Source organism: Streptomonospora mangrovi (genome assembly GCF_027604915.1).
GTDB classification, from domain to species: Bacteria; Actinomycetota; Actinomycetes; order Streptosporangiales; family Streptosporangiaceae; genus Streptomonospora; species Streptomonospora mangrovi.
This window is the reverse complement of record NZ_JAJAQC010000033.1, coordinates 13,548-34,391: the sequence shown is the minus strand read 5'-3', so window position 1 is coordinate 34,391 and position 20,844 is coordinate 13,548. Positions and strand designations below refer to the sequence as shown.

The following is a 20,844-nucleotide window of genomic DNA, read 5'->3' as shown; positions in this document are numbered from 1 at the left end:
TCAGAAGACCCCCAGTGCGGTGACGGCCATGTCGATGAGCTTGATGCCGACGAAGGGGGCCACCAGGCCGCCCACGCCGTAGAGGAGCAGATTGCGGCGCAGCATCGCCGCCGCCGACAGCGGCCGGAACCGCACCCCGCGCAGCGCCAGCGGGATCAGCGCGACGATGACCAGCGCGTTGAACACCACGGCCGCCAGGATCGCCGAGTGCGGCGAGGCGAGCCGCATGACGTTGAGCGCGTCCAGCGGCGGCAGCACGCCGGCGAACATCGCCGGGATCACCGCGAAGTACTTGGCGACGTCGTTGGCGATGGAGAAGGTGGTCAGGGCGCCCCTGGTGATCAGCAACTGCTTGCCGATCTCCACCACCTCGATGAGCTTGGTGGGGTCGGAGTCCAGGTCCACCATGTTGCCGGCCTCCTTGGCGGCCTGGGTGCCGGTGTTCATGGCCACCCCCACGTCGGCCTGGGCCAGGGCGGGCGCGTCGTTGGTGCCGTCGCCGGTCATGGCCACCAGCCCGCCGCCGCGCTGGTGCTCGCGGATCAGCGCGAGCTTGTCCTCGGGCGTGGCCTCGGCGAGGAAGTCGTCCACGCCGGCCTCCTCGGCGATGGCCTTGGCGGTGAGGGGGTTGTCGCCGGTGACCATCACCGTGCGGATGCCCATGGCGCGCATGCGCTCGAAGCGCTCGCGCATGCCGGGCTTGACCACGTCCTTGAGGTGGACCACCCCCAGGACCCGCGCCGGGGCGCCGCCGTCCCCCGCCGGGCCGGCCTCGGCCACCGCCAGCGGGGTGCCGCCCTCGGCGCCGATGCGCGCCGCCTGGTCGGCGAGGTCGCCGGGCACGGTGCCGCCGCACTCGCGCACCCACGCCGCCACGGCGTCGACCGCGCCCTTGCGGATGCGCCCGCGCGCGCCGTCCACGCCGCTCATGCGGGTCTGGGCGGTGAAGGGCACGGGCTCCAGGTCCCCCTCGTCTTCGGTGGAGTCCGGCGCGGGCGCTCCGGCGCGGGTGAACTCCACGATGGAGCGGCCCTCGGGGGTCTCGTCGGCCAGGCTGGAGCGGTGCGCGGCGCGGGCGAGGTCGGCCTCGTCCACCCCGGGCATGGGCACCAGCGCGGCGGCCCGGCGGTTGCCCAGCGTGATGGTGCCGGTCTTGTCCAGCAGCAGCGTGTCGACGTCGCCCGACGCCTCCACGGCGCGGCCCGACATCGCCAGCACGTTGCGCCGCACCAGCCGGTCCATCCCGGCGATGCCGATGGCGCTCAGCAGCGCCCCGATGGTGGTGGGGATCAGGCAGACCAGCAGCGCCACCAGCACGAGCACCTCCTGGCGGGCGCCGGAGTAGACGGCGAACGGCTGGAGGGTGACCACCGCCAGCAGGAACACCGCCGTCAGGCCGGCCAGCAGGATGTTCAGCGCGACCTCGTTGGGGGTCTTGCGGCGCTCGGCGCCCTCCACGAGCGCGATCATGCGGTCCAGGAACGTCTCGCCGGGCGGCGCGGTGATCCGCACCGCGATCCGGTCGGAGAGCACCCGGGTGCCGCCGGTCACCGCCGAGCGGTCGCCGCCGGACTCCCGGATGACCGGGGCCGACTCCCCGGTGATGGCCGACTCGTCGACGCTGGCCACGCCCTCCACGACGTCGCCGTCGCCGGGGATGACCTCGCCGGCGGCCACCTCGCACACGTCGCCCACGGCCAGCGCGGTGGCGGCGACCTCCTCGACGGTGCCGTCGGGGCGCCGGCGCCGGGCGGTGGTGTCGGCGCGGGCGCGGCGCAGGGTGGCGGCCTGCGCCTTGCCCCGGCCCTCGGCCAGGGCCTCGGCGAAGTTGGCGAAGAGCACGGTGAACCAGAGGAACAGCGCGACCAGGCCGTTGAACAGGTTCTCGGCGGCCGTGGCCGAGCCCAGGTCGCGCACGAACAGGACGGTGCACAGGGCGCTGCCGACCAGCACGACGAACAGCACCGGGTTGCGGGCCTGCACGCGCGGGTCGAGCTTGGTGACGCTGCCGACAAGCGCCTGGCGCAGGACGGCCGCGTCGGGCGGCGACGGGCGCCGCCGGGGCGGGCGGCCGGAGCGGGGATCGGTGGCCGCGGCGGGGCCGGTGGGCGCCGGCGCGGCCTGGCGGGTGGTGGACACGGTTCTCCTACAGGGACAGGTGCTCGACGATGGGGCCCAGCGCGAGCGCGGGCAGGAAGGTCAGCCCGGCGACGACCACGACGACGCCGATGAGCAGGCCGCCGAACAGCAGCGTGTGGGTGGGCAGGGTGCCCGCGGTGGCGGGGGCCGGCTGCTTGCGGGCCAGGGACCCGGCGATGGCCAGGACCGGGATGATCAGCAGGAACCGGCCGACCAGCATGGCCAGCCCCAGCGTGGTGGTGTACCAGTAGGTGGTGGAGTCCAGGCCGGCGAACGCCGAGCCGTTGTTGTTGGCGGCCGAGGCGTAGGCGTAGAGGATCTCGGTGAGCCCGTGCGGCCCCTCGGCCGAGCGCGAGGCCAGCGCGGTGTCCAGCACGGAGGACGCCGCGGCGAACCCCAGCAGCACCGTTGGCATGGCCAGCAGGTAGAGCACCACCAGCTTCATCTCGGCGGCCTGGATCTTCTTGCCCAGGTACTCGGGCGTGCGCCCCACCATCAGCCCGGCGACGAACACGGCCAGCACGGCCATCACGAGCAGGCCGTTGAGGCCGACGCCGGCGCCGCCGGGGCTGACCTCGCCCAGCATCATGTGGATCAGCGCGGTGCCGCCGCCCATGGGGGTGAGGCTGTCGTGCATGGCGTTGACCGACCCGTTGGAGGTGCCGGTGGTCGAGGCCGCCCACAGGCCCGAGGCGGCGGCGCCGAACCGGGTCTCCTTGCCTTCGAGGTAGCCGGCCGCCTGGTCCACCCCCAGGGCGTCCAGGCGGGGGTTGCCGGCGGTCTCCAGCGCCATGGCCGCCACCGACATCCCGGCCCACACCACCGCCATGACGGCGAACACCGCGCGGCCCTGGCGGCGGTCGCCGACCAGGTGGCCGTAGGCGAAGGCCAGCGCGAACGGGATGACGAGGATCGCCCAGTTCTCGACCAGGTTGCTGAGCGGGGTGGGGTTCTCGAACGGGTGGGCGGAGTTCATGTCGAAGAACCCGCCGCCGTTGGTGCCCAACTGCTTGATGGCGACCTGGCCGGCGGCGGGGCCGCCGGGGATGAGCTGGCGGGCGCCCTCCAGGGTGGCGGCGGCGGTGTGCCCGGACAGGTTCTGCACCACGCCCTGGCCGGCCAGCACCACGGCGAGCGCGAACGACAGCGGCAGCAGCACGCGCACCGTGCCCCGGGTGAGGTCCACCCAGAAGTTGCCGACGGTGGCGGCGCGCCGCCGGGCCAGCCCGCGGACGAGGGCCGCCATCACGGCCATGCCCGCCGCCGCCGACACGAAGTTCTGCACGGTGAGCCCGGCCATCTGGCTGAGGTGGCTCATCGTGTACTCGCCGCCGTAGGACTGCCAGTTGGTGTTGGTGACGAAGCTGACGGCGGCGTTGAACGCCACGTTGGGGGCCACCCCGGGCAGGCCGACGGGGTTGAGCGGCAGCACCCCCTGGAGCCGCAGCAGGGCGTAGAGCAGCAGGAACGAGACCAGGCTGAACGCCAGCAGGGACAGGGCGTAGCCGGTCCAGCGCTGCTCGCGGCCGGCGTCCACCCGGCACAGCCGGTAGACGGCCCGTTCCACGGGCAGGAACACCCGGTCGCCCGGCGCGCGGCCGGCGTCGCCGTAGACGGCGGCCAGGTAGCGGCCGAGCGGGGGTGCGGTGAGCAGCAGCAGCGCGATGAGCGCGGCGAACTGCGACCAGGCGGCGCCGGACATCAGAACCTCTCGGGAAGCAGCAGGGCCGCCACCAGGTAGGCGGCCAGGGGGACGGCGAGGGCCAGGGCGAGGGCGTCGTCGAGGGTCACGGCGCGACCGCCTCGCCGGCGCGGTCGGCGCGCTCGGGGCGGCCGGCGGGGTGCTCGTCGTCGCCGGCGCCGGCGGGCGCGGCGCCGATGATCCGTTCGCAGCCGCGGACGTAGCCGACGCACAGGGCGAAGAACACGACCGCGACGAGCACGAACGCGATGTCGGCCATCGGTCGGGCTCCTCTCGTGACGGGTGGGGCGTGAATGGGGTGAAAGTGCGCGAAGTGCGCACCTCGCCCACACTGCGCGCCCCGGCCCGGCGCCGCCCGCATCCGCAACGCGCTCTTAACCCGGCGGGCCGCGTTATTTAGCACCGTCTTGACGCGGGGGAGGTGGTGGGCGTGCGCGGGCGGGCGGCGGGGCGTGACGCGGGCGACACCGCGCCGGCCGCTAAGAACCCACCAAGCGCCGTTGCCGCCGCGACCTCGGGCGACTACAACGGGTGCGCGGGCGGTGGGACGTTCCCCGGCCGCCCGCCAGGAGGAGGGAGGGTCCGCGATGGCACGCGGACGGCTGCGCGTCTACCTGGGCGCGGCCCCGGGGGTCGGCAAGACCTACGCCATGCTCGCCGAGGCGCACCGGCGCCGCGCCCGGGGCGCCGACGTGGTGGTCGCCTACGTCGAGACCCACGGCCGCCCCGAGACCCAGGCCATGATCGGCGACCTGGAGACCGTGCCGCGCCGCACGGTCGAGCACCGCGGCGCGGTCTTCACCGAGATGGACCTCGACGCCGTGCTCGCCCGCCGCCCGCGCATCGCGCTGGTGGACGAGCTGGCGCACACCAACGTCCCCGGGTCGGCCAACGCCAAGCGGTGGCAGGACATCGCCCGGCTGCTGGACGCCGGAGTCACCGTGCTGTCCACGCTCAACATCCAGCACCTGGAATCGTTGAACGACGTCGTGGAGCGCATCACCGGCGTGCCCCAGCGCGAGACCGTGCCCGACGCCTGGGTGCGCGCCGCCGACCAGATCGAGCTGGTCGACATGACCCCCGAGGCGCTGCGCCGCCGCATGGTCCACGGCAACGTCTACGCCCCCGACAAGGTCGACGCCGCCCTCCAGAACTACTTCCGCGTCGGCAACCTCACCGCGCTGCGCGAACTCGCGCTGCTGTGGCTGGCCGACAAGGTCGACGACCAGCTCGACCGCTACCGCAGCGAGCACGAGGTCACCGCCACCTGGGAGGCGCGCGAGCGGGTGGTCGTGGCGCTCACCGGCGGCGCCGAGGGCGACACCCTCATCCGCCGCGCCGCCCGGATCGCCGCGCGCAGCAAGGGCGCCGATTTGCTGGCGGTGCACGTCGCCCGCTCCGACGGGCTGGTGGGCGCCGACCCCGCGCTGCTGGCCCGCCAGCGGGTGCTGGTGGAGTGCCTGGGCGGCACCTACCACGAGGTCATCGGCGACGACGTGCCCACCGCGCTCATCGAGTTCGCCCGGGGCGCCAACGCCACCCAGTTGGTGCTGGGCGCCAGCCGGCGGGGGCGGCTGGGCCACGCGCTGTCGCCGGGGGTGGGGCCGACCACCACGGCGCTGGCAGGGTCCATCGACGTCCACCTGGTCAACCACGAGCACGCCGGGCGCGGCGGGCGGCGCGGCCCGGCACCGGCGCTGCCCCGGCGCCGCCGGGCCATCGGCCACGCCCTGGCGCTGGGCGCGCTGCCGCTGCTGATGCTGAGCGGCGTCCTGCCGCCCGGCGAGGAGTCCCTGCCCACCGCCATCCTGGTGGTGTTCGCGGCCGTGATCGGCGCGGCGCTCACCGGGGGCATGGCGCCCGCGCTGACCGCCGCCGTGGTCGGGTTCCTGCTGATGGACGTCTTCCACACCCGGCCCTACCTCACGCTGGCGGTCTCCCACCCGCGCGACGTGCTGGCGCTGGGGGTGTTCCTCGTGGTGGCCGCGGCGGTGAGCGTGGTGGTCGACCGCGCGGCCCGGCGCACCCGCGAGGCCGCGCGCGCCCAGGCCCAGGCCCAGACCCTGGCCACCGTGGCGGGCAGCGTCCTGCGCGGGTCGCGGCCGCTGGCGGCGCTGCTGGAGCGGCTGCGCGAGACGTTCGGCTCGGAGTCGGTCGCCCTGCTGGAGCGGCCGGCCGAGGACGGCGCGCGGCTCGACCCGGGGGCGTGGCGGGTCGCCGCCTCGGCCGGGGAGCCGCCGGGCGCCGACCCGGGCGAGGGCGGGGTGGAGGTCGCCATCGACGACACCCTGCGCCTGGTCCTGCGCGGCGGGCGGCTGGCCGCCGAGGACCGCCGCGTGGTCGAGGCGTTCGCCGCCCAGGCGGCGGTGGCGCTGCGCCACGAGCGGCTGGCCGAGGAGGCGGCCACGGCCCGCCCGCTGGCCGAGGCCGACCGGCTGCGCACCGCGCTGCTGGCGGCCGTCAGCCACGACCTGCGCGGGCCGCTGGCCTCGGCCAAGGCGGTGATCACCAGCCTGCGCAGCGAGGAGGTGCACTTCGACGCCCACGACCAGGCCGAGCTGCTGGCCACCGCCGACGAGGCCGTGGACCAGCTCACCCGGCTGGTGGCCAACCTGCTGGACATGAGCCGGCTGCGCGCCGGGGCGCTGGGGGTGAGCTTGAGCGACTTCGACGTGGCCGAGGCGCTCATGCCCGCCCTGGAGGAGGCCGCGCCGGAGGCGCCCGTGCGGCTGCGCGTCCCCGACGACCTCTCGGCCGTGCACGCCGACCTCGGCCTGCTCCAGCGGGCGCTGGCCAACGTGATCGGCAACGCGCTGCGCTACAGCCCCGCCGGCGCCCCGCCCGAGATCACCGCCACCGAGACCGACTCCCGGGTGGAGGTGCGGATCACCGACCACGGCCCGGGGATCCCCGAGGAGGAGTGGGACCGGGTATTCGTGCCGTTCCAGCGCCTGGGCGACACCGACAACACCACCGGTGTGGGGCTGGGGCTGGCGCTGTCGCGGGGCCTGGTGGAGGCCATGGGCGGCACTCTCTCCCCTGAGCCCACGTCCGGAGGCGGGCTGACCATGCTGGTCTCGCTGCCGTCGGCCGACGCCACCGAGCCGGCGGAGCCGGCCGAGCCGACGCCGCCGCTGCCCTAGCCGGGCGGCCGGCCGGGAGCGGTGCGGGTGTCAGGTGCCGGTGCCGGCGTCGGTGCGGGGGCGGGTGTCGGGCTCGGGGGCCGGGGCGAAGGCGGGAAGGGCGGGGGCGGCGGCGGTCAGGGCGGTGCGCAGGACGGCGCCCAGGGGCGGGGGATCGGACGACTGCGCGAGGGCGCGGGCGTGCTCCTCGGCGGCGACGCGCAGGGCGGCGTTGAGGACGGCCGCCTGCATGCGGACGGCGAGGTCGCCGGGTGCGGCGCCGACGCGCTCGGCGATGATCTCGGCGAAGACCTCCTCGGCGGCGTGGTGGACGTCCAGCCAGACGGTGCGCAGCGCGGGCTCGGTGCGGGTCATCCGGACCAGGTCGGCGATGGGCTCGGTGCCGAGGGTTTCGCGGTCGGCGAATATGCCCACGCGCTCCAGGTGCGCCAGCAGCCCCGCGCCGGGCGGGCAGTCGCGCAGCGCGGCGGCCAGGGTCTCCAGGCTCCCGGTGAGCAGGGGGCGGACGCAGCTCTCCTTGGTGGGGAAGTAGCGCCACAGCGTGCGGGCGCTGATGCCGATGGCGCCGGCGATGTCGTCGCCGGTGGTGGCGGCCACCCCCTTGGCGCGGAACAGTTTGACGGCGGCGCGCGCGATCTCCAGGCGCATGAGCGAGCGGCGCCGCTCCGACATGGGCGGGCGGCCCCGGCCCTGCTGCGCCGGCCTCGACGTCCGCGCCGGGCCGGTCGGCCCGGTCGCCCCGGCCGGTCCGCTCGGCTGCGGCGGGTCCGCCGGCTCCCCTTCGTCCGGCGGCCGGACCGGCTCCGCCGGCTCAAGCGGTTTGCGCTGCGCCACCCCGACCTCCTTCGCCACCGGCCCCCGGGAGGGCTCCCCGGGCCGCACCAGGCTACCGCTCCCACGTGCCGGAATATCACTCACCGACAAAATGTCGCTTAGCGACAAAAAGTCGTAGAGTGACAGAGGAGGCCCGAGGCAGCCTCGCCGGTCGGCCACGCAGGGCCGACCCTGCCGTCGGGACGAAGGGACCAACCGTGATCGAGTCGGGTCTGGCCGGGAAGAACGTCGTCGTCACCGGGGGCGGCTCCGGCATCGGGCGGGCCAGCGCGCTGCGCTTCGCCGCCGAGGGCGCCCGCGTGCTCATCGCCGACCTCAACGCCGAGACCGCCGAGAGCGCGGCCGCCGAGGTCCGCGCCGCCGGCGGCACCGCCGAGGTGGTCGCCGGCGACCTCAGCCGCCAGGAGGTGGTGGACGAGGTCGTGGCCGCCGCCGTGGAGCGCCTGGGCGGGATCGACGTCCTCGTCAACAACGCCGGGATCATGGACGACCTGTCGGCCACCGCCGACGTCACCGACGCCGTGTGGGAGCGGCTGATCCGCGTCAACCTCACCGCGCCGTTCCTGCTCACCCGCGCCGCCCTGCCGCACATGCTGGAGCGGGGCAAGGGGTCGATCGTCTTCACCGCCTCGGAGGCGTCCCTGCGCGGCAGCGCCGCCGGCACCGCCTACACCGCCGCCAAGCACGGCGTGGTGGGCCTGGTGAAGTCCACGGCGGTCATGTACCGCGACCACGGCATCCGGGTGAACGCGGTGGCCCCCGGCGGCACCGCCACCGCCATCGCCGTGGAGGCCGCCCCGGCGCCCGGCGGCCCCACGGTGGTCGGGACCTACGCCACCAACATCGGCCGCGTGGCCGACCCCGCCGAACTCGCCGCCGCGATCGTCTTCCTGGCCTCCGACGCCGCCAGCAACATCAGCGGCGCCGTCCTGCCCGTGGACAACGGCTGGTCGGCGGTCTGACCCGGAGCGCCCGGAGCGCCCGGAGCGAGGCCCAGGCGCAGCCGCCGCCCCGAGCACGGACGCGCCCACCCGGTGCCGCCCCGGCGCCACCCGCACGTGGGCGGCGCCGGGTGGCGACTCAGTCCCCGCCCGCGTCGCCGGGCTCCCCGCCGGAGTCCGGCGACGCGGGGCGCCGGGCCGCACGCCGCCCGTCCGGTCACGGGCCGACCACGATTCCCGGTTCATCGACCCACACCGCTTGTCCCGCAGCGGAGACGGTAAGCCCGAGCCGATCGCGTTCCGGTCGGCCCGCCGCCTCCCACGCGGTGTAGGCGCGTTCGACCTCGGCCCACAGGCGGCGCGGCCCGTGGTGGCTCACGGCGAACTCGTCCGCGCCGGGGACGTGGTCGGCCGCCGCCCAGGACCCCCGAGCGTCGTAGAGCCAGACCGTGAACTCGCCCGACCCGTCGCGAGCGCTGAACCGCATGGCGTAGAGGTCCTCCACCGCCGCGCCGATCACGAACCGGGCACCGCTGTCCTCGGCCGCCAGTACGGCGCCGGGGTCCAGGGTCGTCGTGCCCTCGGCCATGGGCGCGTCGAAGTCGATGTGGTCGCGCCAGGTTCCCGTGTAGGAGCGCTGACCGCGCAGCCACATGAACGCCGCAGGGCCGATGATCCGCCCCGAGGCGGTGCCGTCGGCTCCCACGTCCAGGCGGAGCAGGTGGTGGCCGAGGTAGTCGTTGCCCCAGGGGGTCACGATCACCCCGCCGGGCCGGGTCTGCTCCACCCAGGCGAAGGGCACCGACTTCGCGGCGACCGTGGAAAGCACCCGGTCATAGGGGGCGTCAGCGGCGACCCCCTTCGTGCCGTCGCCCACGACCACGGTCGGCGCGAAGCCCGCGCGCTCCAGGTTCGCCCGCCCCTGCTCGGCCAGGGCCGCGTCGATCTCCACCGTGGTCACCTGCCGCGATCCCAGCCGCGCCGACAGCAGGGCCGCGTTGAAGCCGGTCGCCGTGCCGATCTCCAGCACCCGCGCACCGTCGTACACCTCAAGCGCGTCGAGCATGGCGGCGACCATCAGGGGTTGGCTCGCCGAGCTGGTCGCCAGCCGTCCGCGCCCGTCCGCGCCCTCGGGTGCGCCGTCGTCGACCTGGGTCACGACGGGCACGTCGGAGTAGGCCCATTCCCACCAGCGCGGATCGTCGCGTGTGACGGGGGACAGCCACCCGTCGGCGTCGTTGGCCCAGACCACGTCGGGCAGAAACGCGTGGCGCGGCACCGAGGCGAAGACGCGCTCCCACACCGGGTCGGTGAGCACTCCGCGAGCGCACAGCAGCCCGGCCAGCGCGGCCGGGCCGCCGTGCGGTGGCGAAGTCACTTGTTCTCGCCGGTCTTCTCACCGCCGCGGCCGTGCGGGGACGGGTTCTGCCCGTCCTGGATGATCTTGGGCTCCGGTTTCTGGTCCGGTTCGCCTTCTTTACGGTGACCCATCGCAACCTCCAGCGGAAGGGGACGTGCCCTCACCGTAGTCAGAAGGCAACGCATTGTCACTGGAGCTGACCGGCACCGGTCAACGGCCGGTTACCCGCGGGTCCCAGGTTTCACCTGAGCGGTGCTGGGGCGGGCCGGACGTCTGGTTCCGTCCCGTTCGCACCGCACGGGAACCGCCTCATCTCCAGTGATCGGACCAGGGTGGCGGCGGCCAGGCTGTGCGGGTGGGTGGCTACTGCGGGTCTGTCCGAAGGTCGTTGCTATGGTGTGAACATGATAATCATTTTCATTCCTCGGAAAGATGCTCCGTGGTAGGGGAGCCGCCCGGAACGGCCCTGGTCACCGGGGCTGCCGGGGGAATCGGGAGTGCCGTCGTGCGTCTGCTGGTCGAGCGGGGGTTTGCCGTGGCGGCGCTGGACGTCGACGGCGACGGCGTCGCCGACCTGGCGGCGCGGCTGGCCGCGCGGGGGCACCGCGTCCGGGGATACGCGGTCGACGTGGCCGACGCCGACGCCGTGGAGGCGGCGGTCGCGGCGGCCGAGAGCGACCTCGGGGCGCTCGCCGCCGCCGTCAACGTCGCGGGGGTCCTGCGCTGGGGGCCGGTCACCGCCTTCTCCGATCGGCAGTGGCGCGAGGTCTTCGACGTCAACACCCTCGGCGTCTTCCACGTCTGCCGCGCGGCGGCGCGGGCGATGGTGCCCCGCCAGTCCGGCAGCATCGTCACCGTCGGCTCCGACGCCGGTGCCGTGCCCCGCGCCGCCATGGCGGCCTACGCCGCCTCCAAGGCCGCCGCCGCCCACTTCACCCTGTCGCTGGGCCTGGAACTCGCCCCGCACGGCATCCGCTGCAACGTCGTCTCGCCCGGCGCCACCGACACCGCCATGCAGCGGGCGCTGTGGGACCGGGAACCCGCCCCCGCGACGCAGCCCGCCGAGTCCGCCGAGCCCGCTGCACCCGCCCCCGGCGCCCGCGCCGAACCCGCTACCGCGCCCGGCGCCGATCCGCGCGCCTTCCGGGTGGCCGTACCCCTGGGTCGGATCGCCCAGCCCGACGACGTCGCCGAGTCGGTCGCCTTCCTCATCTCCCCGGCCGCCCGGCACATCACCCTGCACGACCTGCGCGTGGACGGCGGCGCCAGCCTCGGCGCCTGAACCCCGGTGACTCCCGGGCCGGTGGCCCGCCGCCACCCCCACACCCCCCACACCCCCCGCACCCCCGCCCCGCTTCCGCGCCCCCACACCCCACGCCCCATCCCCGTCCCGATCCCGTCCCCGCCGCCGCTCCGGCCTCCGGCGCGTGGCGCCCGCGCGAAAGGACCGCTGATGCCGCTACCGACCATCGACCCCTACCCGATGCCCGGCGAGGGCGACCTGCCCGCCAACCGCATGGCGTGGACGGTGGACCCCGACCGCTGCGTGCTGCTCATCCACGACATGCAGCGCTACTTCCTCGACGCCTTCACCCCCGAGGAGGAGCCCGTGCCCAGCCTCCTCGCCAACATCTCCGCGCTGCGCCGCCGCTGCGCCGAGTTGGGCGTGCCGCGCGTCTACACCGCCCAGCCCGGGTCCCAGCACCCCCGGGAGCGCGGCCTCCTGCGCGACCTGTGGGGCGACGGCCTGCGCGACGACCCCGCCCACACCGCCATCGTGGAGCCGCTGGCGCCCGCCGCCGACGAGCCCGTGATCACCAAGTGGCGCTACAGCGCCTTCGCCCGCACCGACCTGGAGTGGCGGCTGCGCGACTCCGGCCGCGACCAACTGGTCGTCTGCGGGGTCTACGCCCACATCGGGGTGCTGGTCACCGCCTGCGACTCCTTCATGCGCGACTTCGAGACCTTCGTGGTCGGCGACGCCGTCGCCGACTTCTCCGCCGCCGAGCACGCCATGGCCCTGTCGTACGCCGCCAACCGCTGCGCGGGCGCGGTCGGCACCAAGGAGGTGCTGGCCGCCCTGTCCGGCTGACCGGCTCCGGCTGTCCCCCCCGGCCTCCGCCGTCCGCCCCGGCCCCGCCGACCACCTCCGGCCGTCCGGCCGTCCCGCCCGACCCCCCCCCCGGCCCGGACGCCCGCGGCCCCCCCCCCCCCCCCCCGGCCGCCCGCCCGCCCGCCGGCCCGGCCCCCGGGCCGGCACGGCCGGAGGCCGCCCCCCGCTACCCCTCCGCCGCCCGCTCCCGCAGCGGGCGCTTGTCCACCTTCCCCACCCCGGTCAGCGGGAGCGCGGGCACCGCGCGGACCTCATCAGGGACCTTGAACGGCGCCACCCCCCGCGCCAGCAGCGCCGCGCGCACCTCCTCCCGGCCGGGGCAGGCGGCGCCCCGGGCGACCACGAAGGCCACCGACCGCTCCCCGAGCACGGGGTCGGGCGCGCCCACCACCGCCGCGGCCGCCACCCCCGGCACCCCCAGCAGGTGCTCCTCCACCTCCACGGCCGCGATCTTCTCGCCCGCCCGGTTCACCTGGTCCTTCACCCGTCCCACCACCACCAGGTCCCCGCGCTCGGTGCGCACCACCAGGTCGCCGGTGCGGTAGAACCCGTCGGGGGTGAACCGCAGCGCGTCCAGTTCCCGCGCCCGGTAGTAGCCGCGGATCGTGTAGGGCCCGCGCGTGAGCAGCTCGCCGGGGGTGCCCGGCGGCACCGGCCGGCCGTCCTCGTCCACCACCGCGACCTCGTCGGCGGGGGAGAGCGGGCGGCCCTGCGTCGTGCACACCACGTCGTCGGGGTCGTCCAGCCGGGTGTAGTTGTTCAGGCCCTCGGCCATCCCGAACACCTGCTGGAGGCGGCAGCCCAGCGCCGGGCCGACCCGCCGCGCCGTGGCGTCGTCCAGCCGGGAGCCGCCGACCTGGAGCACCCGCAGCGACCCCAGGTCGTGCGCGGTGCGCCCGGCCTCCTCCAGCCACGCCGGCACCAGCGCGGGCACCAGCGCGGTGATGGTCACCCCCTCGCGCTCCACCAGCCCGAAGGCGGTCGTGGGGCTGGGGTCGGGGCTGAGCACCACCGTGCCGCCGGTCGCCAGCGTCCCCACGATCCCCGGCGACACCATGGTGAAGTTGTGCGCGGCCGGCAGGACCGCCAGGTACACGGCGTCGGCGCCCACGCCGCACGCGGCGGCCGAGGCGCGGGCGTTGTAGCCGTAGTCGGCGTGGGTGCGGGGGATCAGCTTGGGCGTGCCCGTGGTGCCGCCCGACAGCAGGAGCAGGGCCGGTTCCTCGGCGGACCCCGCATCGGCGGCGGGCGGGGCGGCGCCGGCCTCCAGCAGGGCGTCCCAGGCCAGGCCGCCGGTGTCGCCCGGGTCGCCCACCACGATGAGGCGGCGCACCGACGGCGCCTCGGCGGCGATGCGCGCGGCGGCCGGGCGCGGGTCGGCGCGGCCCCGGCCCTGGGCGACCACGAGCGCGCACGCGCCGCTGGTGCGCACCAGCGACTCCACCTCGGCCGGGCCCAGCGAGGGCAGCGCCAGCACCGGCAGCGCGCCGATGCGCACCAGCGCGAACAGGGTGACCACGTACTCGGCGCGGTTGGGCAGTTGCAGCAGCACGCGCTCGCCCGCGCGCACCGGCAGCGCGGCCAGCCCGGCGGCCACCCGGTCCACGCAGGTGTCCAGATCGGCGTAGCTGAGCCGGTCGGCGCCGTCGACCAGGGCGAGGCGGTCGCCGTGGCGGGCGGCGCCCTCGCGCAGCGGCGCGTCCAGCCGCCGGTCGTCCCAGAACCCGCGCTCGCGGTACTCCCGTGCCGTGTCCGCGGGCCAGGGCAGCCAGTCCTGCGGCATGCGACTCCTCCTTGTGATGTGGGCGATCCGGGCTCGACTCGGCGATCCGGGCGGTGCTATACATAGACACCGGTAATGAAAACGGTTTTCATTATCACCGATACCCGCGAACCACACCGCAAGGGGGCGAATCGTCGTGGCTGACCGCGCCGAGGCCGGGCCCAAGTCCGTACGGGAGCAGGTGGCCGCGATCCTGGGCACCGACGGCTTCGCCGACACCGACGACCTCTTCGACCACGGGCTGGACTCCCTCGGGCTCATCCGGCTCGTGGGCGCCTGGCGCGAGGCCGGCCACGACGTCACGTTCGCCGACGTTGCCGCCGAACCCACGGCGGCGGCCTGGCGCGACCTGCTGCGCCGCTCGGCCCCCGCCGCTCCCGCCGCCCGCACGCCCGCCCCGGCCGCCGACACCGCCGCCCCCACCGACCTGGTCGCCGCCCCCGGCTCCGCCGCGCCCGCCGCCCCCGGCGCGCCCTTCCCCATGGCGACCATGCAGCACGCCTACTGGATCGGCCGGCAGGACGGCCAGCCCCTGGGCGGGGTCGCCGCGCACTTCTACACCGAGTTCGACGGGCGCGGCCTCGACCCCGACCGGCTCGCCGCCGCCGTGCGCGCCGTCGTGGCCCGCCACCCCATGCTGCGCGTGCGCTTCACCGGCGACGGCCGCCAGTACACCGCCCCCGCCGAGGCCGAGGCGCCCGCCCTGGCAGTGCACGACCTGCGGGACCTCTCCCCGCACGAGGCCGAGCGGGTCCTGGCGCGGGTGCGCGACGACTCCACCCACCGCCGCATGGACGTCGCCGCCGGGCACGTGCTGGACATCGCCCTGTCCCTGCTGCCCGGCGGCGCCACCCGGCTGCACGTCGACCTCGACATGATCGTCGCCGACGCGCTGAGCCTGCGCGTGCTGCTGGAGGACCTGCGCACCGCCTACACCGGCGGCTCCCTGCCCCCGCTGGACTACGACTTCGCCCGCTACCTGGCCGACCGCGCGGCCCGCGCCGCCGCCGACCCCGCCCCTCGCGAGCGCGCCCGCGCCTGGTGGGCCGAGCGCCTGCCCGACCTCCCGCCGCCGCCCGCCCTGCCCACCGTCCCCGACGCCCTCGCGCCGGCCTCGGCGGGCGCCCCGCCGACCCGCTCCACCCGGCTGCACCACCACCTCCCGCCCGAGCGCACCCGCGCGTTCGCCCGCCGCGCCCGCGCCGCCGGGGTCACCCCCGCCGCCGCCCTGGCCGCCGCCTTCGCCGAGGTGCTGGGGGCCTGGAGCGCCGAGCCGCGCTTCACCCTCAACCTGCCCCTCTTCGACCGGGCGCCGCTGCACCCCAACGTCGACCAGGTGATCGGCGACTTCAGCGGCTCGGTGCTGCTGGGCGTGGACACCGGCGCGCCCGCCCCCTTCGCCGAGCGCGCCGCCGCCGTGCGGACCGACCTCCACCAGGCGGTGGACCACGGCGCCTACGGCGGGGTGGAGGTGCTGCGCGACCTCGCCCGCTCCGGCGGCGGCGCGCCCGTCCTGGCGCCGGTCGTCTACACCAGCGCCATCGGCCTGGGCCCGCTGTTCACCGACGCCGTCCAGGAGGTGTTCGGCGCGCCGTCGTGGATCATCTCCCAGGGCCCCCAGGTGCTGCTGGACGCCCAGGTGACCGAGTTGGACGGCGGCCTGCTGCTCAACTGGGACCTGCGCGAGCACGCGTTCGCGCCCGGCGCGGCCGCCGAGGCGTTCGACCGCTACCGCGCCCTGGTCGAGGAGCTGATCGACGACCCCGCCGCCTGGTCGCGCCCGTTTTGCCCCCCGCTGCCGGCCGCCCGCGCCGCCGCGCGCGCCGCCACCGCGCCGGACGCGGCGCCGCCCGCGCCCCGCACCCTGCACGCGCCCTTTCTCGCCCGCGCCCGCACCGCGCCCGCCGCCACCGCCCTGGTCGCCGCCGACGGCACCGCCGTCTCCTACGGCGACCTGGCCGACCGCGCGCTGCGCGCCGCCGGTGCCGTCGCCGCCCAGGCGCCCGCCGGCGCGGTCGTGGCCGTCGACCTCCGCAAGGGCGCCGACCAGGTGGCCGCCGTCCTGGGGGTCCTCGCGGCCGGCTGCGCCTACCTGCCCGTGGGCCGCGACCAGCCGGCGGCCCGGCGCGCCCGCGTCATCGCGGCGGGCGCGCCGGCGCTGCTGCTCACCGACGACCCCGGCCGCCACGACGGCCGCGTACCCGTGCTGGCCTGGGACGACGCGCGCACCGCACCGCCCGCCGAACCCCGCCCGGCCGCCCCCGACGACCTCGCCTACGTGCTGTTCACCTCCGGCTCCACCGGCACCCCCAAGGGCGTGGAGGTCCCCCACCGCGCCGCCGCGCACACGATCGACGTGCTCAACGCCCACCTGGGCACCGGCCCCGGCGACCGCACCCTGGCGCTGGCCGACCCCGACTTCGACATGTCGGTGTTCGACCTGTTCGCGCCGCTGTCGGCCGGCGGCGCCGCCGTGCTGGTCGACTCCGCCGACCGCCGCGACGCCCTCACCTGGGCGCGCGCCGCCGCCGACGCCGGGGCGACCCTGCTCAACTGCGTGCCCGCGCTGCTGGACATGCTGCTGGCGGCGGTCGAGGCGGGCGCGGCGCCGATGCCGCCGCTGCGCGCCGCGCTGCTGGGCGGCGACCGCATCGCCCCCTCCCTCGCCGACCGGCTGCGCGCCCAGGCCCCCGACTGCCGGTTCCTCGCGCTGGGCGGCATGACCGAGGCCGCGATCCACTCCACCCTGCTGGAGGTCGATGAGGCCGACCCCGCCTGGCCGTGCGTGCCCTGGGGCCGCCCGCTGCCCGGCGTGCGCTGCCGGGTGGTCGACCCCCAGGGCCGCGACCGGCCCGACCACGTCGCCGGCGAGCTGTGGGTGGGCGGCGCCGGGCTGGCCCGGGGCTACCGGGGCGACGCCGCCGCCACCGCCGACCGGTTCGTCACCGCCGGCGGCGAGCGCTGGTACCGCACCGGCGACCTCGCCCGCTACGCCCCCGACGGCACCCTGGAGTTCCTCGGCCGCGCCGACCACCAGGTCAAGGTCAACGGCGTGCGCGTCGAGACCGGCGAGGTCGAGGCCGCCCTGCGCGCCCACCCCGGCGTGGCCGCCGCCGTCGCCGTGGCCCTGCCCGGACCCGCACCGCGCCTGGCCGCCGCCGTCGCCCCCGCCCCCGGCGCCCCCGCCGACGGGCTCGCCGAAGCCGCCGCCGACCACGCGCGCACCCTGCTGCCGCCGGCCATGCTGCCCGACCCCGTGGTGGCGCTGCCCGCCGTGCCGCTCACCCGAAACGGCAAACCCGACCGCGCCGCCGTGGCCGCCCGGATCACCGACCACCTCGGCGCCGCCCCGGCCGGCGCCGAACCGCCCGCCACCGCCGCCGAGCGCCGCGTCGCCGAGGTCTGGCAAGAGGTGCTGGGCGCCGCCGCCGTGCACCGCGGCGACTCCTTCTTCGCGCTGGGCGGCGACTCCCTGCTGGCCACCCGCGTGGTCGCCGCGCTGCGCGCCCTCGGCCACGCCGAGGCGGGCGTGGCCGAGCTGTTCGCCCACCCCGTGCTCGCCGACTTCGCCGCCCGGCTGCCCGAACCCGGCGCCGCGGCGGACACCGGTACCGGCGCCGCGCCCATCGCCCACGACCCCGGCGCGCGCCACGAGCCGTTCGCCCCCACCGAGGTGCAGCGGGCCTACCTCACCGGCCGCAGCCCCGACTTCCCGCTGGGCGGGGTGGGCACCTACCACTACACCGAGTTCGACGGCGCCGGCGTGGACCTGCCCCGGCTGGAGCGCGCGCTGAACCGGCTCGTCGCCCGCCACGACATGCTGCGCGCGGTCTTCGGCCCCGACGGCGACCAGCGGGTCCTGCCCGAGGTCGCCCCCGTCCGGGTGCCCGTGGCCGACGCCGACCCCGACGACCCCGACCCCGCGCTGCGCGACCTGCGGGAGTCCATGTCCCACCAGGTCCTCGACCCCACCCGGTGGCCGCTGTTCGACGTGCGCGCGGTGCGCTACCGGCGCGGCGGCGCCGAGCGGGTGCGCCTCGGCGTCGGCCTGGACTACCTGGTCCTGGACGCCCTGAGCATCATGACCTTCTACACCGAGCTGGACCGCCTCTACCGCGAGCCCGCCGCCGAACTGGAGCCGCTCGACGTCACCTTCCGCGACTACCTCGCCCAGGTGCGCCCCGACCCCCAGCGGCGCCGCCGCGACGAGGACTACTGGCGCGCCCGCGTGGCCGAGCTGCCGCCCGCGCCCGACCTCCCGCTGCGCCGCGCGCCCGCCGACATCGACCGCCCCCGCTTCACCCGCCGCGCCGACCGGCTGGCCCCCCGCGAGTGGGCGGCGCTGCGGGCGCTGGCCCGCTCGGCCGGGATCACCCCCGCCGCGCTGCTGCTCGCCTGCTACGGCGAGGTGCTGGGCCGCTGGAGCGGCCAGACCGCCCTCAGCCTCACCCTCACCCTGTTCAACCGGCACGACGTCCACCCCCACATCGGCCGCGTCCTGGGCGACTTCACCTCCCTGTCGCTGACCTCCTACCACCGCGAGCCCGGCCGGGACCCGCTGGAGGCCGCCCGCGACCTCCAGCGGCGGCTGGGCCGCGACCTCGACCACCGCGAGGCGCCCGCCGAGTGGGTGCTGCGCGAGCTGGCGCGGCGCACCGGAGGCGCGCAGCCGGGGATCCCCGTGGTGTTCACCAGCTCCCTGGGCGTGGGCGGCGACGTCTCCCTGGACCTGTCGCCCGAGTTCCCCGAGCGGGTGTGGGGGCTGTCCCAGTCCCCGCAGGTCTACCTGGACAACCAGGTCATGGAGAGCCGCGGCGGCCTGGAGGTCTCCTGGGACGCGGTGGAGGAGCTGTTCCGCCCCGGCGTGCTCGACGCCATGTTCGCCGCCTACCTGGACACCCTGCGCGCGCTGGCCGCCGACGGCGCCGCCGCCTGGCCGCGCGCCGCCGCGCCCCCGCTGCCGGCCGACCAGCGCGCCGCCCGCGCCGCCGCCAACGCCACCGCCGGCCCCCGCCCCGCCGGCACCCTGCACGGGGGGTTCTTCGCCCGCGCCGCCGAGCGCGCCGACGCCCCCGCCGTGATCACCGCCGAGGGGGTCCTCACCCACGGCGAACTGGCCGAGGCCGCCCTGCGCACCGCCGCCGGGCTGGTCGGGCGCGGCGTGCGCCCCGGCGACACCGTGGGCGTGTGCCTGCCCAAGGGCGCCGACCAGGTCGTGGCCGTGCTGGGCGTGCTGGCCGCCGGCGCGGCCTACGTGCCCGTGGGCGCCGGCCAGCCCCCGCTGCGGCGCGAGCGCATCCACCGCGCCGCCGGCACCGTGCTGGCCGTGGGCGACGGCACCGGCGCGCCGCGCGCCGCCGACCCCGCCGAGCTGCGCGCCGCCCCGCCGCTGGCCGCGCCCCTCGCCACCGACCCCGGCGCGCTCGCCTACACCGTGTTCACCTCCGGCTCCACCGGCGCGCCCAAGGGTGTCGCGGTCAGCCACGCCGCCGCGCTCAACACCGTCGCCGACATCACCGAGCGCTACGAAGTGGGATCCGGCGACCGGGTGCTCGCGCTGTCGGCGCTGGACTTCGACCTGTCGGTCTACGACCTCTTCGGCCTGCTGGGCGCCGGCGGCGCGCTGGTGGTGCCCGAGGAGGACGACCGCCGCGACGCCGAGCGCTGGCGCGCGCTGTGCGCCGAGCACGGCGTGACCGTGTGGAACACCGTGCCCGCCCTGCTGGACATGCTGCTGCTGGCCGCCGAAGGCCCCGGGCTGCCCCCCGCGCTGCGGCTGGCCCTGGTGTCGGGCGACTGGGTGGGCGCCGACCTCGCGCCGCGCCTGCGCGCCGCCGCCGGCGGGCGGGTGCGCCTGGTCGCCCTGGGCGGCGCCACCGAGGCGGCCATCTGGTCCAACGCCTTCGACGGCGGCCACGTCCCCGACGGCTGGCCCTCGGTGCCCTACGGCCACCCGCTGCGCAACCAGCGCTACCGGGTGGTCGACCCCCACGGCCGCGACTGCCCCGACTGGACCCCGGGCGAGCTGTGGATCGGCGGCGCCGGGCTGGCCGAGGGCTACCGGGGCGACGCCCGGCGCACCGCCGAGCGGTTCCCCACCGCCGGCGGCGAGCGCTGGTACCGCACCGGCGACCTCGGGCGCTACCGCCCCGGCGGGCTCCTGGAGTTCCTGGGCCGCACCGACCGCCAGGTCAAGATCGGCGGGCACCGGCTGGAACTCGGCGAGGTCGAGGCCGCGCTGGAGGACCACCCCGGCGTGCGCCGCGCGGCGGTGCTGGCCGTGGGCGAGCGCAGCGCGCGCCGGCTGGCCGCGTTCGTCGCCGGCGACCCCGCGCCCGGCCCCGCCGACCTCGCCGCCCACCTGGCGGCGCGGCTGCCCGCCCACGCGGTGCCCGCCGAGGTCCACGCCCTGGCCGAGCTGCCGCTGACCGCCAACGGCAAGGTCGACCAGCAGGCTCTCGCCGAGCTGGCGGCGGCCCGGCCGGCCGGCGGCCCCGCCCCGCTCGCCGACGAGGTCGAGAAGCACATCGCCGGCGTGTGGTCGGAACTGGTCGGCGCCGAGGTCGGCGACCGCGACGCCAACTTCTTCAGCCTGGGCGGCACCAGCCTGCTGGCCATCCGCATGATCACCGTCCTGCGCCGCGACCTCGGCGCGGAGCTGTCCACCCGCGCGTTCCTGGCCGCCCCCACCCTCGCCGCGCTCGCCGACCAGGTCCGCGCCGCCCGCCCCGGCGACCTCCAGACCGGCGTGATCTGACCCGCCCGGCCGCCCGGCCGCCCGCCGCCGCCCGCCCGCACCGCGCACCGGCCCCGCCCCGACCGGCTCCAC

Annotated in this window: 12 protein-coding genes; 5 read left to right on the top strand and 7 right to left on the bottom strand. The window is 76.8% G+C overall.

Annotated elements, in window-relative coordinates; translation table 11 throughout:
• From kdpB to LG943_RS18485, 4 genes are read right to left on the bottom strand one after another with little or no spacing between them, the layout of a single operon-like run.
• Positions 1 to 2,139: a potassium-transporting ATPase subunit KdpB gene (gene kdpB, locus LG943_RS18500; RefSeq protein ID WP_408648611.1), complete on the bottom strand. Its 2,139-nt coding sequence runs from the start codon at positions 2,137 to 2,139 to the stop codon at positions 1 to 3.
• Positions 2,140 to 2,146: 7 nt separating this feature from the next.
• The gene (gene kdpA, locus LG943_RS18495) at positions 2,147 to 3,841 is read right to left on the bottom strand and encodes a potassium-transporting ATPase subunit KdpA (RefSeq protein WP_270073568.1); all 1,695 of its coding nucleotides are present in this window, start codon (positions 3,839 to 3,841) and stop codon (positions 2,147 to 2,149) included.
• The gene (locus LG943_RS18490) at positions 3,841 to 3,930 is read right to left on the bottom strand and encodes a potassium-transporting ATPase subunit F (protein ID WP_270073567.1); all 90 of its coding nucleotides are present in this window, start codon (positions 3,928 to 3,930) and stop codon (positions 3,841 to 3,843) included. Before LG943_RS18490 ends, kdpA begins: the two co-directional genes overlap by 1 nt.
• Positions 3,927 to 4,100, bottom strand: a complete 174-nt coding sequence (locus LG943_RS18485; RefSeq protein ID WP_270073566.1) for a hypothetical protein — start codon at positions 4,098 to 4,100, stop codon at positions 3,927 to 3,929. Before LG943_RS18485 ends, LG943_RS18490 begins: the two co-directional genes overlap by 4 nt.
• Positions 4,101 to 4,428: 328 nt before the next feature.
• Between LG943_RS18485 and LG943_RS18480 the strand changes: the two genes are divergently transcribed.
• Positions 4,429 to 6,984, top strand: a complete 2,556-nt coding sequence (locus LG943_RS18480; RefSeq protein WP_270073565.1) for a sensor histidine kinase — start codon at positions 4,429 to 4,431, stop codon at positions 6,982 to 6,984.
• A 30-nt stretch (positions 6,985 to 7,014) separates the two neighbouring features.
• Here LG943_RS18480 and LG943_RS18475 read toward each other — a convergent pair whose 3' ends face one another.
• Positions 7,015 to 7,656 (bottom strand): TetR/AcrR family transcriptional regulator, encoded by a 642-nt coding sequence (locus LG943_RS18475; protein WP_270073564.1) that lies wholly within the window; start codon positions 7,654 to 7,656, stop codon positions 7,015 to 7,017.
• Positions 7,657 to 8,015: 359 nt separating this feature from the next.
• Between LG943_RS18475 and LG943_RS18470 the strand changes: the two genes are divergently transcribed.
• On the top strand, positions 8,016 to 8,780 hold the full coding sequence (locus tag LG943_RS18470) for an SDR family NAD(P)-dependent oxidoreductase (protein WP_270073563.1): 765 nt from the start codon (positions 8,016 to 8,018) through the stop codon (positions 8,778 to 8,780).
• 196 nt (positions 8,781 to 8,976) lie between these two features.
• Here LG943_RS18470 and LG943_RS18465 read toward each other — a convergent pair whose 3' ends face one another.
• Positions 8,977 to 10,137: a methyltransferase domain-containing protein gene (locus LG943_RS18465; protein WP_270073562.1), complete on the bottom strand. Its 1,161-nt coding sequence runs from the start codon at positions 10,135 to 10,137 to the stop codon at positions 8,977 to 8,979.
• A gap of 421 nt (positions 10,138 to 10,558) precedes the next feature.
• Here LG943_RS18465 and LG943_RS18460 point away from each other — a divergent pair, with 421 nt between their 5' ends.
• The gene (locus tag LG943_RS18460; protein WP_270073561.1) at positions 10,559 to 11,401 is read left to right on the top strand and encodes an SDR family NAD(P)-dependent oxidoreductase; all 843 of its coding nucleotides are present in this window, start codon (positions 10,559 to 10,561) and stop codon (positions 11,399 to 11,401) included.
• 171 nt (positions 11,402 to 11,572) lie between these two features.
• Positions 11,573 to 12,211: an isochorismatase family protein gene (locus tag LG943_RS18455; RefSeq protein WP_270073560.1), complete on the top strand. Its 639-nt coding sequence runs from the start codon at positions 11,573 to 11,575 to the stop codon at positions 12,209 to 12,211.
• A 187-nt stretch (positions 12,212 to 12,398) separates the two neighbouring features.
• On the opposite strand, the gene LG943_RS18450 is transcribed toward LG943_RS18455, so the two are convergent.
• A complete protein-coding gene (locus tag LG943_RS18450; protein ID WP_270073559.1) occupies positions 12,399 to 14,015 on the bottom strand; it encodes a (2,3-dihydroxybenzoyl)adenylate synthase in 1,617 nt (538 codons plus the stop codon).
• A 136-nt stretch (positions 14,016 to 14,151) separates the two neighbouring features.
• Here LG943_RS18450 and LG943_RS18445 point away from each other — a divergent pair, with 136 nt between their 5' ends.
• A complete protein-coding gene (locus LG943_RS18445; RefSeq protein ID WP_270073558.1) occupies positions 14,152 to 20,772 on the top strand; it encodes a non-ribosomal peptide synthetase in 6,621 nt (2,206 codons plus the stop codon).
• The last annotated feature ends 72 nt before the right edge of the window (positions 20,773 to 20,844 follow it).